Here is a 14776-nt window from a genome sequence, read left to right as displayed (position 1 = left end):
GTTGATTAAAGAAGGGGATAAAGTTTTACTTTATGGAGAAGATGGCAGTAAATTTATTATAACAGTAGAAGCCAACAAAAAAAAGGGAACACACTTAGGACATATTGATATGGAGGAGCTTATTGGAAAAAAATTTGGAGAAATCATTCATATTGGGAAAAAAAGAAAGAAATTTTTTCTTTTAAAGCCGACATTCATAGACCTTATATTTTCTATGAAAAGGAAAACTCAGATAATTTATCCAAAAGATGCCTCTTATATCCTTTTTAAGCTCGATGTAAAGCCAGGCGATAGAATAATTGATACAGGAGTAGGCAGTGGCGCAATGTGTGGGGCTTTTGCAAGAGTAGTAGGACCACACGGAAAGGTGTATGGCTACGAAAAAAGGAAAGATTTTTACGCACTTGCGCAAAAAAATTTAAAAGAATGGGGATTGCTTGAAAACGTTGAAATCAAATTGAGAGACATAATATATGGTTTCGATGAAAAAGAAGTCAACGCATTACTTCTTGACGTACCTGATCCTTATAATTATCTTGAAAAGTGCTGGGAAGCTCTTACCGGTGGAGGAAAAATTGGGATAATTTGCCCTACAACAAATCAAGTTCAGGAAACGCTGGAAAAACTTTATGAACTTCCTTTCGTGGAAATTGAAGTGTGGGAAAATTTAATGCGAAAATACAAGCCTGTTCCACAAAGACTTCGACCAGTTGACCGAATGGTTGCCCACACTACATATATGATTTTCGCTACAAAAGTTTTAGAGAAAACTGGAGGTGTTTTATAATGACTTCTAAAAAAAGATTTATAGGCATAATGAGCATTATTTTAACTGTAATTCTTGGAAGCCTCATACTTACCGGAGCAAGTGAAAAAGCGTTTCAAAATAATTTGGCTCCTATTGCGGAAACTCTATACTACATAATGAACTATTATTACGGAAGCGATAATTTGGATGTAAATAAAGTTGTTGACTATGGAATAGATGGGTTAATAAAAGGATTAGGAGATGATTTCAGTTATTATTACAACCAGCAGGCCTATGAAGAACAATCAATTGATACAAAGGGAGAATATGGAGGACTCGGTATTGAGGTAACGTATGATTCTGAATACAAAGCAATTAAAGTAATAAGTCCCATGTACGGAACACCAGCCTGGAAAGCCGGTCTTAAAAGCGGAGACTTAATAATAGAAGTTGATGGAACACCTGTAAAAAATATTTCCTATATGGAAGCAATTAATATGATGAGAGGGGAACCTGGAACCAAAGTAAAGCTCACTATACTTCGTGGAGAAGAAACACTTACGTTTGAAATAACTCGCGAAAAAATTCATTTAATTCCCGTAAAATATGGTTTTATAGAAAGCGATATTGGTAGAATTGGATATGTAAGATTAACAAAATTCAACGAACCTGCTACAAAAGAACTGGAAAAAGTGCTAAAAACCGTTTATGAAAAGGGAATCGTTGCACTGATATTTGACCTTCGAAATAATCCCGGAGGTCTTTTAGATACAGCAGTTGATGTGGCAAGCATGTTTCTTGATGCAAATAAACTGATAGTCACTGTAAAGCCAAAAGTAGGTGCTGAAGAAAGATATGTGAGCAAAGGAAATAACTTCCCGGAGGTACCTTTGGTTTTACTCGTCAACGAAGGTTCAGCTTCAGCTTCTGAAATTGTTACCGCAGCGCTCAAAGAAAACAACAGAGCAATAGTTATAGGTAAAAAAACATTTGGTAAAGGTTCAGTTCAAAGAGGCTTCCCGTTAAGTAACGGCGGTGTGGCATTTTTAACAATTGCACATTATCAAACACCAAGCGGGAAGGATATTCACAAAGTCGGAATAGAACCAAACATATGGATAACTTCAGATGCTACTGAAAACAACCACAAGCAAGAAGTTGTTGAGTACACAAAAACTCATATAAGTGTTAATGTCGACGATCCTTACATTAAGGAAGCCTTAAAATATTTAATTGAAAATCGTTAAAATGAAAGGCACATTTGGAGTATTTATACTCTTACTTATTACCTTTGCATTTTTAATATTGACCAAAACAATAATTATGCAGGAAGGAGAAAGTATGGAAATACTTTCTCCTCCTCAAGTTCTATTGAATAACCCTTTCAGAGATTACTTTCTCAATATAAAAAAGCAAATGATATCTCAAAAACTTATATCTGAATTTAATCTGGTTGGGAAACAAGCCTATTTAGTTGAAAATGTAAAAAAGCTATCTGAACTTGAACAGGCTATAAAAAGATTCGGGATTCATTACAAAAAAAGTGAAAAAACAAAAACATTGTGGTGGGGAAAAACATATAAAATAATTTATATAAATGTTAATGGCAAAATCTTTTATTACATTCCAAATTTAACCTTTGATGAAAACGGGACCAAAAACGTTGGAAAAGCAGTGGTTTCTGCTCTCAAAGGTATACCGCAGAAACTGAATTTAGACATCGAGGAGAATAAAACTTTAAAAACAATTTTAAAAAGATACGGAGTTGAAATAAAATGAAGCAGAAAAAGTGGCAGTATACGATTTTAATATTGCTATTTTCTTTTTTAAGTTATGTGGTATCCTCATACGCCCTGAAAGTGAATTTATTCACTGTTCAAAAGATGATATTAATATTCTATTCCATATATTTCATTTTATTCAGTTTTATTGTAAGTGTCAAAGGTAAAGAATTTTTATTTGCAGAAATAGAAAGATTCTGGGTATATATTTTCGTCCCGGTGTTCGCATATTTATTAAATCTGATAAATGCAAATGTATATTTCTCGTTTATTATATGTTTTGTAATTTCGAATACGTATAAAGCGAATTTTGAAAAACGACTCTGGGTTATCATAGTAAGGGCAGGCGCTTTATTAATTTTTTTGACGGGGGTGACAACTAATTGGTCAATATTATCTCAAATTTTATTATAAAAAACTCAAAAATAGTAATACTTATAATTTTTATACTGGGAAGTTTTTTAGGACTCTACAGCCTTTTAAACTTAAAAGTAGATGCGGAGTTAACTCAACTTGCCCCAGCTGATGAGGCAGATTTCAACGATCAGCTAAAATTTACAGCAGAGAAAGTGATATCCAATACATTGCTTGTGGTAGCAAAAGTTTCAAACGTCAACGACATAGATAAGTTTGTTTTTGAACTAAAAGAAATGTTTGAGAATACTCCCTATGTATCTATGGCGGAACCTTTTGATAATCCTGAAACATTGATAAAATACGGACTCTTTGCAGTTGACAAAAAAAACTTGAATAATGTCATAAATTACTATAAATCATTATTTTTTATAGAACCAAGATCAATCATAGATTTTCGCTTCTGGAGAAATGTTGGAACAGCACTTTATAATGTTACAAGCTTTGCTAACGCTTTTCTTTCAAGAAGCGGCATAAAAAAATACTATTTAATATCTTCAGATAAAGACATCTTATTGATGAATTTTTCTATGGCAAAGCCTGTAACAGATGTTAATTTTGTCAACAAAGCAATTCCTTATTTAAAAAATTTATCAAAAAAAATATCAGAAAAATGGAATAGTCAAATTTTATTTAGCGGTTCAGCAATGAGCAACTATGAGGGAAATATTCAGGTTACTAAAGATTTTCAAATAACTACTCTTATTTCTCTTTTTGGAATCTCTTTACTTTTATTGTTATCTTATGGAAGTACTTCTACAATGCTTTTCCTTTTCGTTTCAATGCTTCTTAGCATGGGAATAAGTATGGGTATTATTGTTTTATTGTTTAAAAAGATTAATATTATCACTTCTTTTGTTAATGCTATGCTTTTGGGGCTTGGAATAGATTATGGTATTCATATAACAGCTAAAATACACGAAAACATTAGATTGCACGGAAAAACAAAGCAAAGTATTACAGAAGCCATAAAAGAAAATTTAGTCCCCTCAAGCGTTTCAGCAATTACAACATCAGTGGCACTTGGTGTTATAGCTCTAAGTCCATCTCAACCTTTAAAGCAAATGGGAATATCTTCTGCCGTTGGAGTTATTATTTTTTATCTTATCATGAATTTATTAATCCCCTCGTTTTATATAACCTTTTTGCATAGAATTAGAGTTCCAAAAAAAGAATATTTTTCAAGATTTATAGAGCTTGTTAGAAAGTTCAAACCTATTACAATTGCTATATGGGTAATACTGATTGGTTTCTCTTATTTTGGTTACGAAGCTATGAAAAATTTTTCTTACACACCTCCTGGGCTTATTCCAGGGAAATCTGAATCAATAATTGCTGGAGAAATAGCACTGAAAAAATTTGGAGAATTTGGTATTGGAAATGTGATTATTGGTGCAAAAACTTTCGAAGAACTGAAAAAAATAAAAGAAGATTTAGACAAGAGTCCTTTATTCTCAGGTACCTTTTCTATATTAAACTTTGTTGAAAATCCACAAATGCTTGCAGAAGTAAAAGAAACCTTCTACAAACAACTCTTTGATATCATAAATGAACCAATGCTTGATATAGTTTTTAGAAAATATAAACTGTACGACAGTCTTATAGAAACACTAACTTTATTGCGAAATGCAAAAACTTTTGAAGATATTTTTGTTAGTTTAGAAAAAGATATCCCCACATTATTTTTCTATGATACAAAAGGGAATAGATATTTTTTGATTTATGCAAAAGAAACAGTACCTTTATGGGAAAACAATGGCCTTCAATTAATATATGGAGATGTATTAAAAAACTATAAAGTCTTTGGTTATCCCGCTTTATTTTATAAAGTGATGAAATATTTAATCAATTCCACGATAAAAGCCGCTTATTTTGTAATTGTTGCAATATTAATTGTTCTTATGATAGACCAACTCAATCTTATTAAAGGAATCAAGATTACTTTCTATGTCTTTTTAACCATTGCTTCTGCTATAGGTCTTGGATATTTTGTATTCAACATCGAACTTACATTCTTAAATCTACTAATAATCCCTATTTTCATGGGTATTGGTGTTGATAGTATGATTCACCTATCTCACAGTATAAAATATGGAAGGGAAAGCATTGTAAAAACTGAAAAGGCAGTTACTGTTTCAAATTTAACTACCATAATAGCATTTGGAAGCTTTTTGTTTGCAAAAGGTGAACTTTTGAGAGAATTTGGAATTTTAGTAGTTATAGGATTGATAATATCATGGTTTGTGAGCATATTCCTATATTTAAACAGTGAAGATAAAATCAAGATTTCGAAGTAGCACTCTTTTTTGCAAAAACAATAAGAATAATTATCCCAACAGCTAAAACTAAATAATATACAAGAAATCTATAAAACAAAACACCTTTAATTATGGCTTCAGTATTTTGAGCAAAGGGTGCAAGTGCCTGTGAATAAATAAACTCAAAACTTCCACTAGCACCCGGGGTTGGTACAAGAAAAACAACTGTGTTTACAATATTTACAATTGAAAGAAACTGTAAAAAGTTAATATGTACTGGTACAAATATCTTAATGGCGTAATAAAAAACCCAACTTTGGATAATTAATAGAACAAACATCATAATAAAATCCAAAAACACTAACCATTTATGCTCCAGAAAAGTTGTTTTTACCACATAATCTAATTTATAAAACCACTCCTCTATTGAGTTTCTATCTATATATTTTTCCAGAAAAGGAATTCTAATAAGTGACAAAATTCTTGCTATTTTTTTTGGAAAAAGCATACCAAGAATCACCACAATAGAAGTTGCCAGAGTAAGAACTAAACCCAGATTTATTAAACTGCCTGAAATACCGCTAATACTTCCTGAAAAAAGGAAAATATAAGTCGCGTCTATCAAAAACATAAGAAAAATCATCTCAAAAAAACGCAACATTACAACATTCATTGAGTATGTTGATTCAACACCTTTTTTGTTTAAATATACCATTTGAAATGGTTGACCACCTGCAGAAAAAGGAGTCACCGCAGAAAAAAAAGCGAGAATAAAACAAGAATTTATAGCATCTAACAAAGTGATTTCCTGACCTAACGTTTTCAAAACTATATAATGCTTCACTCCATCAAACCCGAAAGCAAACAATGTTAATAATATGGCAATAAATATCTGGGAAAGTTTAACCGAACTAAAAATATTGAGTATTATATTCTTGTTTAAAGAAAAGCTATAAATATATATAACAATAGCGCTTATAATTACCGCAATTATACTTCCAACAATTACTCTTGTTTCTTTTCTCATTTCCCGTTCTTCCTTTCTTTTTCCCTGTAATAATCTTTTGTATAATAGTCCTCATAAGTCAATTTATTCTTATTGAAGGCAACATCCGCCCAGAACTTAAGGGATTGGAAAAAGCCTTTGATCATCCCTGCTTTTTCATATCTTCTATAAGACGTTCTCACAATAAGTAACGGTAAAAATTTTACCTTTCCTAATTTTGATAACCTTTTTGCAAGCCTAAAGTCTTGAGAAGCAAGATTCTCTTGAGCCGTATATCCACCCACCTCAAAATATGCCGATTTTTTTATAGCAAAATTTGCCGCACCTACTATGTAAGTTTTTGTAAATATTCTTGATAAAAAGTCAAGAATAACATAAGAAACCCAGATAAAAAAATTAAAAATTGGACCTTTCTCAACAAAAACAAAAGGTCCATACAATGCTACTATGTTTTTAGTTTTTTGAAAAGTACTTACAATCTTTTCTAAATAATTTTCATCGTAAACACTATCCGCATCACAAGCCAGTATTATTTCCCCATCTGCATTTTCAAAGCCTTTCTTCATAGCGTTTATAGACCCCTTCTTACTCTCAAATAATACCTTATCTGCATATTTTTTAGCTATCTCAACACTTTCGTCTGTACTACCATTGTCTACCACTATTAATTCAAAGTCTCTAAATTTTTGAAGTTTTAATTTTTTCAAAGTCTGTTCAAGGATTTCTCCTTCGTTTAATACAGGAACAATTATACTTATTAGTGCCATTTAAGCCCTCCTTATATTCTATCACGCTCAACTCTATGCCACTTCTTAACTTTGTTAAATGGACCAAGAATTAAACTTACAAGTAATACCAAAAATTCAAATCCCATCATTACTGGAGTGTAAAGTATCGCATAAAAAAGAGAAAACAATCCCATTTTTCTGCTGTCAAATGAACTTACAGAGATCAAAGCATAAATTCCAAATAGAAGCGCACTGACAAATGTGAAGGTATGCAGACCAAACAAAATGTCAAAAATTAATGAAAGAACAGGCAAAAGTACTATAAAACCAACAAACAAATAGAGAAACAAATAACCTTTATTTCCTTCCTTATACTTTTTAAACATCTCTCTAAAACCGCCAACATACCACCTCTTGTGTTGCTTCCAGAGATCTTTAAAATTTAATGCATATTGAATTTCTATATAAGGATATGTAGAATAGTATTCTTTAACTTTCATTTTTGATAACTTCGTTGCCATACTAAAATCATCTACTAATGTTTGAGGATCAATAGGTAATAATTTCTCTATAAGCTTTCTTCGGAAAAACAGGCCATTCCCCATAAAGATCATTCTAACAAACAAATTAGAATAAAATATCGCTTTTACAAAATTAAAATATATTTCCTGCACAATAAACACTGGTCTAAATCTAAAATTATATGACTCAAAATTTGTGAAAATCATATCTACATTTGGATTGGAAAAACAGAATATATGTGATGAAATATAATTTTCTGGAATCCTCGCATCTGCATCAAGAAACAATATTATTTCACCTTTTGCTATTTTCATTGCTTCATTAATAGATTGTGGTTTCCCACGAACTCCTTGCTTTTTTACAACAACAAGATTATCATAATCCTTTTCTAATTTTTTAGCAATTTCATATGTCATATCAGTAGAATTATCATCGATCACTATAACTTCAATTTTTCCATAACTACTTTTCATAACAGTTTTAATAGTATTTTCTATAACCTCTTCTTCATTCCATGTTGGAATCACAACACTAACCAAAGGATTATAATCAGGATTCCTGTTCTCATGCAAGTAGTTTGTTCTCTTTTCATTTTTATACTTACCAAGTAAAACAATTATAAGCGACACCAACACATTATAAAGAACGTACAAAATCCAATTTTCCATTTATCTCACCTCATCATTCTTAAAACCCAAATGAAATCCCTATCAAATACCTTTCATTGACAACTTTTGTATATAAAACCACACTGTGATATTTTACACTAAAAGTCACTATATTGTAAAGTATATCCTTTCCTTTATAAGGAATTTCAGGTTCAGGAATATCTTCTTTTTTATCTACATTTCCTGGCCACGAGTCCCAGAACCATTTCCACCTTTCAACATCTCCATCAACTACTGTTCCCTTTAACAAAAAATTATATTCAAACGATATTTTAGTATCAAAAATGTCTGTTTGAAACCCCAAAGAAACCATTGTCGCATCTGGTCCATATTTAAATCCAAGCGGATAATCCACAAGTGCACGCTGCGGAGAAGTTTTGTTGTCCATATAAAAATGCCTTACATTTATTCTCAAATAAGGTAAATAATTTGTAATATACATCCACTCACTTGAAAAAGTGTATTCCCCCCAGAAACTGAAATTTTTCAATGAATATTTGAATCCAAAATTATATGCATAAGCAGTAGGTTTGTAATCAGAACCACCTTCGGTAAAAGGTACCTGGTAATCATCTAAAGAAAATTCACCATATAAAAATACGGAATCAGAAACTTCATAATCAAAATCTAAAGAAGCAACAACATTGGAAAAACCTTCTCCATATGTATTATGAAAAATTGTTATTGGGTTAAAATCTATTAAATCAGGATATTTCCCTCCAACGACGTTTAGTTCGCCAATTCCCCATCTAAAATTCCCAAGCTTAAAATCAAATCGGTGGGCTATTATAGATTTACACGGTTCAAAAAAATAGCGTTCTGGTGTATGCCCGTCATAATAATTTTTTTGAATATATAATTCTTCGTTTGAAAGAAGGGGATAAGAAGATATAAAATGGAAAGTATACCTCATATCTTCAAATTTAATGGAAAATGTGATATTATCCTGATATGTTGTATCAGAAATTGTAACAGGATAATGTGCCACGCCCCATTTTATTGGAAACCTGCCAACTGATACAAAAAAATTGTCATTTGCATAATAAATGTACGCAAGCTCTGGAAAGTTCATATCAAACGAATATTTAGACAAATCAAATAATTCCGCCGATAAAAGATTTGTACTATACTCTTTTACACGAGTAAAATATTCTCTTTGAACAGAAATATCTAAAAAAAGAGAGAACCCATTACTATTATAATTAAATATAATGTCTATAAGCGGTGGTATTTCCGTAGAGATGTAAAAAACCTTTTCCCCGGGGTTTGTAGGAGTTCCCCATCCCCAGACATATTTAGTTACAAAATTTGTTTCCCAGTTTCCTATAGAAATCCATGGGGTCACTTTAAAAACTACTCCATTGAAATTAATATTACTTTCCTCTGACCATTGCTCAGGAATTGGAGACACGAACGAATTATACAGCAAACCTGAAAATAAAACTCCTGGAATCAAAAATATCAGGAAAAAAACTGTCCTCATTTGTTTCCTTCCCCATATAAACTTTTACAATGTTTTTCTGAAAAAAGCAGTCTTATCATTTCTGAATCGTAATAATGAACGAATAGATCCTTATTCTCAAACTTTTCAAGGGCAGAAAAGATCCCCATTTTTACTATTGTGCTTCCCGTAAAGAATTGAAAAAACTGCCTGATTCCAACCTTTTTATCTTTTAATTCTTTCACGTGTATCTCAAAAAATTCCACGCTATTTTCAAAATCCTCAAAGAACTTTTTAGCCTTATCTTTTTCATTTTTATTATAATAATAAAATCCAAAAAACAGTTTATATTCTGGGGTTTTAGCAAATAAATTTAGAAAATCCAGATCAATTTCTTTCCCTGATAAATAACTTTTTGCAGCTACCGCCATATTTCCCTTTACACAATATTTTGGAATCTTCGAAAAATAGTCTCCTTTCAGATATGATTTATGGAAAGCCAAACATGTATGTTTGCTTTGAAATTTGTCTGGCGACTCACCTGAAATATACGCATTAAAAAGAAAAATTAAAGGAATAAACAGTTTTTCTCTAATCATAAATTTCAAAGATTCTTCATTTTTTTTCTTCATGTAGACATCTTTCACAAAAGCAAAAACTTTGCTCATTTTTTCCAAAATATTCAGTATCCTTGAAAATTGATTAGAATTACCCTGAGATAGTTCATACTCTAAAAGCAATAAGTACGGGTAAATACTTTTCGGATATTGTTTAATAAAATTCAAAATTTCTTGGGCTACATTTTTACCATCATATAATTCTGATAAAATCGCATTATATTCTCCAATAAAATGATCAGATTCTTTAAACTTTTCAAAAGCCACTTTAAAGTTACCGTCAAGCAGCTCTATTAAACCATTGTAAATATTAACTTTCCATAAATCACGAGATTCAGCTGAAAATTTTTTCAGAGTTCTTTTAACACTTTCAATATCAGCATCATAATCCTGAGAATTTATATCAAAAATGCTATAACTCTTTTCAGGTAATATATTAGCAAACCCCATAATCTTTTCTCTTAACTCTTTTGAAATACTGTCTTTGCCTTTCCCTGAACCTGAACGTTTTTCTATTTTTTTTATTAAACCTTTCTTTTTTAAATCTTTTTCTAATTCTTCCTTAAGTTTCAAAATATTTTTTAGTTTGTCATCCATTTTTCCACCTCATAATAATCCCTTTTGTTTAAAACTGTAATAGCCGTTCCCTACTATTATATGATCAACTAATTCTATATCAATTATTTTTCCAGCTTCTTTTATTTTTTGAGTAGCTTTTATATCCTCAGAACTCGGAGAGACTTCTCCTGAAGGGTGATTGTGTACCATTATTATAGATACTGCACCACTTCTAATAGCTTCTCTGAAAATCTCTCGCGGATGAACTAAACTACTTGTTACTGTTCCCAGTGTAACATCCCTATAACTGAAAGCTTTTAACTTACTATCTAAAAGTATAACACGAACTGTTTCCTGTTTTAAAAAAGTCATATCAAGGCAATATTCGTAGACTTTCTCAGGCTTATTTAAAACCCTTCCTTCATAATTTTCCCTAACAACTCTTTTGGCGATCTCCATCACAGCTTTAATTGTAATTGCTTTAACAACGCCAAGACCTCTAATCTCTGTCAACTCTTCCAGGCTTGCATCAGCCAACTTCTTTAAACTTCCTTCATATTTCTCCAAAAGTAACGTAGCTGTTCTTACCACGTTTTGTCCAGAACTACCTGTCCGAAGTACAATCGCTATTAACTCTTCATTGGTTAATCTTTCAGCTCCGTGATTCAAAAGTTTTTCGCGTGGCCCCCCCATCATATCTTATATACCCCCTCGAATATAACTCAAACCATAAACGAGATATTGGTAACCCAACAACATTGTAATAATCTCCAACTATTTTTTCAACAAATAGCCCCCCAACCTCCTGGATCCCATATCCTCCTGCCTTGTCAAAAGGATTACCACTGGCAATGTAATATCGTATAAATTCATCAGGTATGTCTCTAAACTTTACATAAGTTTTTTCAAAAAAGCCAAAACTTTCAAAATTTGTTATCACAAAAACTCCTGTGTAAACCTGATGCCAATTTCCAGAAAGCAATTTCAAAATATCATATGCTTCTTCAAAATTATCGGGCTTTCCTAAAACTTTATTTTCTATAGAAACCACTGTATCAGCAGCCACTATTATTTCTTCTTCTCCATAATTAACCGCCATTGCTTTTTTCCGGGCAAGAGAGATCACAATACTTTCTGGAGTACCAGTGATTTTTTCATCTATTTTTGGTATTTCTATTCGATACGGAAGACCAAGAAGTTTTATTAGTTTTCTCCTTCTTGGGGATCCAGAAGCTAACACTATTCTCATTCATTACATCCTCCATCTTCTTTGCTAAGTATGCATTGGCAATAGCTGAAATGGTTCCAAGAAACATCATCACAGGCAAAAATGCGTATATTGCCGAGCTTTTTATAAGAAAAGACCCTATCAAGAGCTGAACCAGGTTATTTACTATCATTCCTCCTATACTCAAACCTACATATCCAAAAATAAACAACCTGGCCAGAATACCTTGCAAAATTGCTGCAAATAATACTCCTGTAAATCCCATCATAAACGCTGGAGAAAATAGTGTACCTGTAAATAAAGAGCCAAGTAAAGATTTTAAAGTTGCTACAACAATCGCAGGAATCACTCCCAGATTTACAGCGCTAAAAAGCACAACAAAATTTGAAAATCCCCATTTTCCTCCTGGAACAGGATAGGGAATGATGGTTTCAACAACATACATAACTGAAGATATAGAAATCAGGAAAGAATAAATTACCACGTTTGTATATCTTGCTTTTCTCTGGTATTGCCTACTTCTATTACTATTTTGTTGGGAACGCAGATTATTTTTCCTCCTCCGCCTACTTTTCCAGTCTTTTCACATATTTTTAAAGGACAATCTGAGTTGGTCACCCAGGCAACTTTTCCATCAAAATGCACTATACTATGCACCTTTCCATCTTTGCCACGTATCTCATAAGTTCCAGGCGTTCTTATAGTTTTATAAAGCTCTCCGGCAACTCTTACCTGAACTATGTCTACCTGATCAGAACCTCCACGAAAGCTATACAACAATCCTCCAAAAGTCAATGTAATGAGCACCAGAAGAAACAATATATCTGCTTTACGGAACATTTTCATATAATTTCACCTTTCCATTTATAACAACCCCTGACAAAAAGTTATACTGAAACATATATGGAATATCTAAAAACTCTGTAGTATTCCACAATGCAATATCGCATTTTCTACCAGGAAGTATTGCACCATTTTCAATTCCAAGCACATACGCTGCATTTAAGGTATAAGCAGTGAGTATCTCTTCTGGTTCCATTTTCAAGAATTTTAATGCAAGGTGCATAACAAACGCTGGCTCATAAACTGGACAGGAACCTGGATTAAAATCAGATGCCAGAGCAACTGCTGCTCCATATTCTATTAACTTTCTTGCAGGAGCATATTCTTCTCCCAGATAAAAGCTTGTCCCAGGCATAAGCACAGCAACAGTGTCCGAATTACTTACTTCTCTTATATCATCATCTGTGATTTTCAAAAGATGATCTGCTGAAACTGCCCCAAGTTTTACCGCGAGTCTTGTGGCTCCAACATTTTTAATTTCATCTGCGTGAAATCTTAACTTAAAACCATTTTTCTTAAGCTCTACAAAAAACCCTTCTATATCCTCTGGAAGAAAAACTCCGTAATCGCAAAACACATCTACAGTATCTGAAAAAGCTTTTACATCATCAAGCCACGTCTTTACTGTACCTACATAATCTTCTTTTTCTCTATCCAGCGGAATAGCGTGAAATCCCAGGAAAGTTGGCGCAATATGAACTTCCTGTACCTCGTTGAGAATTTTTAACGCTTTGAGTTGCTTTAGTTCTGTGAATTTGTCGAGACCGTACCCGCTTTTTCCTTCAATTGCAACCACACCTCTTCTTAAAAATTCTTTCAAAAAAGGTAAATTAAAATTTACTATTTCTCCAATTGTCGCATTTCTCACAAATCTTACAGTACTGTGTATACCTCCACCTTCTGAAAATATCTCTGAATAGCTTTTCCCTCTACTTCGCATATAAAACTCTTTTGCTCTTCTCCCATAAAATGGTATATGAGTATGTGGATCTATAAGTCCAGGAGTCGCAAGTTTAACATGTAATGTGAAATCCTTGACAGACTTGTGCTTTAATATATCAACAACTTTTCCTTTCTCAAGCACTATATCAACGTCAAACTCTTCCATTATTTTTGACATTTCTTTCCCTTTCTTAGGAGCTTCTCCTATCGGTGTAAGCAACCGTTCCGCATGTACATAAATCATTTCTTATCACCCCAACTAAATAACTAAAGTTACTATTCCTATGACAAAACAATAATATGCAAAATATTTTAACTTTTTATTTAATGTAAACTTTTTAAGCAAATAAAGTCCTAACAATCCAACTAAAAAGGCCGCTACACCAGCCCATAATATTTGTGTTGAAACAGTCACTTTTTTCATCTCAAGCATTCCAGCTCCAAATATAATAGGTAAACTCATTAAAAATGAATATTTTAACGCCTTTTCTCTTCCCATACCAATGAGCAACGCTCCAAAAAGTGTAAATCCACTTCTCGAAATACCCGGAAAAATGGCAAAAGCTTGAAATAACCCGATGATTAATGCATCAAAAAAAGTTAATGAGTAAAAGTCTTTATTTTTCCCAAGTTTATCGGATATGTAAAGTGCCGCAGATGTCATAAAAAAGAATATAGCTATTATCTTTGTCATACTAAAAGCCTCATTTACCTTAGATTCTGCCAGTACCCCAAAAACTGCAGCGGGTAATGTTGAAATAACAAGTTTCATAATCAAAGAATACACTTTTCTATTAAAACTAAAGATTCCTTTTATTATTTCAACCAATTCTTGCCAGACAAACACCAATACAGCAAAAAATGTGGCTAAATGCAAGACTGCAAACATAGCTACATTCGTATCAATATCTAATATGTGAGAAATTATCGCTAAATGACCGGAACTCGATATAGGGAGAAATTCAGTTGCTCCTTGAATTATCCCCAATATTAATTCCTTCAACACTGTCAACTCCTTCCAC

The 14776-nt window shown here is 32.3% G+C and carries 16 protein-coding genes; 5 read left to right on the top strand and 11 right to left on the bottom strand.

The features are described 5' to 3' along the window. The first annotated feature begins 1 nt into the window (after position 1). The 5 genes from JYK00_RS04920 to JYK00_RS04900 all read left to right on the top strand — a co-directional run bounded on the left by JYK00_RS04920 (position 2) and on the right by JYK00_RS04900 (position 5240). Positions 2-787 (top strand): tRNA (adenine-N1)-methyltransferase, encoded by a 786-nt coding sequence (locus tag JYK00_RS04920; protein WP_207565823.1) that lies wholly within the window; start codon positions 2-4, stop codon positions 785-787. Next, positions 787-1995, top strand: coding sequence for a S41 family peptidase (locus JYK00_RS04915; RefSeq protein WP_207565822.1), 1209 nt, complete (start codon positions 787-789; stop codon positions 1993-1995). The genes JYK00_RS04920 and JYK00_RS04915 overlap by 1 nt, the downstream gene beginning before the upstream one ends. 94 nt (positions 1996-2089) lie before the next feature. Continuing rightward, positions 2090-2527, top strand: coding sequence for a hypothetical protein (locus tag JYK00_RS04910; RefSeq protein WP_207565821.1), 438 nt, complete (start codon positions 2090-2092; stop codon positions 2525-2527). Next, the gene (locus JYK00_RS04905) at positions 2524-2943 is read left to right on the top strand and encodes a hypothetical protein (protein ID WP_207565820.1); all 420 of its coding nucleotides are present in this window, start codon (positions 2524-2526) and stop codon (positions 2941-2943) included. Before JYK00_RS04910 ends, JYK00_RS04905 begins: the two co-directional genes overlap by 4 nt. Next, positions 2913-5240 (top strand): efflux RND transporter permease subunit, encoded by a 2328-nt coding sequence (locus JYK00_RS04900; protein ID WP_207567564.1) that lies wholly within the window; start codon positions 2913-2915, stop codon positions 5238-5240. Before JYK00_RS04905 ends, JYK00_RS04900 begins: the two co-directional genes overlap by 31 nt. Here the strand turns inward: JYK00_RS04900 and JYK00_RS04895 are convergent. The 11 genes from JYK00_RS04895 to JYK00_RS04845 are packed head-to-tail and all read right to left on the bottom strand — an operon-like array spanning position 5224 to position 14757. Then, positions 5224-6228 carry a lysylphosphatidylglycerol synthase transmembrane domain-containing protein gene (locus JYK00_RS04895; protein ID WP_207567563.1) on the bottom strand — a complete coding sequence of 335 codons (1005 nt, stop codon included), beginning with the start codon at positions 6226-6228 and terminating at the stop codon, positions 5224-5226. The two genes, JYK00_RS04900 and JYK00_RS04895, sit on opposite strands and share 17 nt — an antisense overlap. After that, positions 6225-6974: a glycosyltransferase gene (locus JYK00_RS04890; RefSeq protein WP_207567562.1), complete on the bottom strand. Its 750-nt coding sequence runs from the start codon at positions 6972-6974 to the stop codon at positions 6225-6227. The genes JYK00_RS04895 and JYK00_RS04890 overlap by 4 nt, the downstream gene beginning before the upstream one ends. Before the next feature lie 11 nt (positions 6975-6985). After that, the gene (locus JYK00_RS04885; protein ID WP_207567561.1) at positions 6986-8125 is read right to left on the bottom strand and encodes a glycosyltransferase; all 1140 of its coding nucleotides are present in this window, start codon (positions 8123-8125) and stop codon (positions 6986-6988) included. A 19-nt stretch (positions 8126-8144) separates the two neighbouring features. Further along, positions 8145-9608, bottom strand: coding sequence for a hypothetical protein (locus JYK00_RS04880; RefSeq protein WP_207567560.1), 1464 nt, complete (start codon positions 9606-9608; stop codon positions 8145-8147). Continuing rightward, positions 9605-10780, bottom strand: coding sequence for a hypothetical protein (locus tag JYK00_RS04875; protein WP_207567559.1), 1176 nt, complete (start codon positions 10778-10780; stop codon positions 9605-9607). Before JYK00_RS04875 ends, JYK00_RS04880 begins: the two co-directional genes overlap by 4 nt. A gap of 9 nt (positions 10781-10789) precedes the next feature. After that, a complete protein-coding gene (gene radC / locus JYK00_RS04870) occupies positions 10790-11437 on the bottom strand; it encodes a RadC family protein (RefSeq protein WP_207567558.1) in 648 nt (215 codons plus the stop codon). Then, entirely contained in the window at positions 11394-11990 is a 597-nt protein-coding gene (locus JYK00_RS04865) for a Maf family protein (protein WP_207567557.1), read from the bottom strand. Before JYK00_RS04865 ends, radC begins: the two co-directional genes overlap by 44 nt. Then, entirely contained in the window at positions 11896-12453 is a 558-nt protein-coding gene (locus JYK00_RS04860) for a Gx transporter family protein (protein ID WP_207567556.1), read from the bottom strand. Before JYK00_RS04860 ends, JYK00_RS04865 begins: the two co-directional genes overlap by 95 nt. After that, positions 12447-12815 (bottom strand): NusG domain II-containing protein, encoded by a 369-nt coding sequence (locus tag JYK00_RS04855; protein WP_207567555.1) that lies wholly within the window; start codon positions 12813-12815, stop codon positions 12447-12449. The genes JYK00_RS04860 and JYK00_RS04855 overlap by 7 nt, the downstream gene beginning before the upstream one ends. Next, positions 12799-13998, bottom strand: coding sequence for an imidazolonepropionase (gene hutI, locus JYK00_RS04850; RefSeq protein WP_207567554.1), 1200 nt, complete (start codon positions 13996-13998; stop codon positions 12799-12801). Before hutI ends, JYK00_RS04855 begins: the two co-directional genes overlap by 17 nt. A 15-nt stretch (positions 13999-14013) precedes the next feature. After that, on the bottom strand, positions 14014-14757 hold the full coding sequence (locus JYK00_RS04845) for an undecaprenyl-diphosphate phosphatase (protein WP_207567553.1): 744 nt from the start codon (positions 14755-14757) through the stop codon (positions 14014-14016). Positions 14758-14776 lie beyond the last annotated feature (19 nt).

It is taken from the genome of Thermosipho ferrireducens (assembly GCF_017358165.1).
Classification (GTDB): Bacteria; Thermotogota; Thermotogae; order Thermotogales; family Fervidobacteriaceae; genus Thermosipho_B; species Thermosipho_B ferrireducens.
Note: the sequence above shows the minus strand (reverse complement) of the source record. Positions and strands in the feature narration are given on the sequence as shown.